The sequence below is a fragment of the Algibacter agarivorans genome (assembly GCF_039543245.1).
Taxonomy (GTDB): Bacteria; Bacteroidota; Bacteroidia; order Flavobacteriales; family Flavobacteriaceae; genus Algibacter_G; species Algibacter_G agarivorans.
The window spans coordinates 1-1,231 of the sequence record NZ_BAABJJ010000049.1 but is presented as its reverse complement, the minus strand read 5'-3'; the positions used below and the strand labels follow the sequence as shown (position 1 = coordinate 1,231).

Here is a 1,231-nt window from a genome sequence, read left to right as displayed (position 1 = left end):
ATACTTTATTATCGATAGCCAATTTATTATTACCAGAAGTACTTGTGAAGTATTTTGACATGACCAAGCATGAGATCAAAGGCGAAGAAATACACTTTTATTTTACAGAATTAAATGAAGTTCCAGAAGAGTTTAAAGGTTTTAAACTCTATTCTAAAGGTTTTTTTCCAGAGGCTACTGTCCAAGATTTTCCTATTCGAGGAAAGAATGTGTTTCTGCATATAACCCGGCGCAGATGGCTTAATGAAGATACAGGAAAGGTAGTGACAAGAGATTGGCAATTAGTAGCAAAAGGAACTAGAATCACTAGTGATTTTGCTGCTTTTTTAAAAGAGCTCTATTAGTAATAATGCCAGTAGTACTGCAATTATAGCCAAGTTTTATGGTGTAAATCCTAGAAGTATGCAAAGGCAGTACAAGGACTATTTAAGCGATTTCAAATCTTGGAATCAAAAATCTCACGCTAGAGATTGGTTGTTGTTTTTAAAAAATATAGGAAGCCATCTTTCTCTAGATGAAACAGCCTTCTCTAATGGCGATTTATACACCATACTAACTAACAAAAAGGCAAAAGGAAAGAAAGGAGCTATAGTAGCTATGGTCAAAGGAACTAAAGCAGAAACTGTTATTAAAATACTACACAAAATCCCTTTAAAGCAAAGGAAGAAAGTAAAAGAGGTAACCTTGGATATGGCAGGTAATATGGGGCTAATCGTTAAAAAATCATTCCCAAACGCTACACTTGTAATAGATAGATTTCATGTGCAAAAACTAGCTCTAGATGCGCTTCAAGAAATTAGGATTAAACACAGATGGGAGGCTATAGATCTAGAAAATGATGCCATCGAAAACGCAAGAAATAAATCCCTGAAACACACGCCAGAACTACTATCCAATGGAGATACACTAAAACAACTATTAGTTCGAAGTCGATACCTGCTTTATAAATCCAGTGAGAAATGGACACTGAATCAAATAGAAAGAGCCAAAGTGCTTTTTGAAAAATACCCAGATTTAGAAAAAGCTTATATACTTTGTCAAAATTTATCTTGGATATTTAACCAAACAAAAGACAAAACCTCTGCTTTGATACGTTTAGCTAAATGGGATGAAAAAGTGAGACAAGCAGGTTTTAAAAGCTTTAACACAATCGCTAGAACCATGGCAATTCATTATATGAACATACTGAATTACTTCGACAATAGAAGTACTAATGCCTCTGCTGAGTCCT

Annotated in this window: 2 protein-coding genes; both read left to right on the top strand. The window is 34.4% G+C overall.

Annotation, left to right across the window (positions count from 1 at the left end; translation table 11 throughout):
* On the top strand, window positions 1–344 hold a 344-nt coding region (locus ABD935_RS16540; RefSeq protein WP_425550230.1), incomplete at its 5' end, for an ISAon1 family transposase N-terminal region protein.
* A 58-nt stretch (window positions 345–402) separates the two neighbouring features.
* Window positions 403–1,231 (top strand): ISAon1 family transposase (locus ABD935_RS16535; RefSeq protein ID WP_345194033.1); only part of this gene is annotated, 829 nt, incomplete at its 3' end.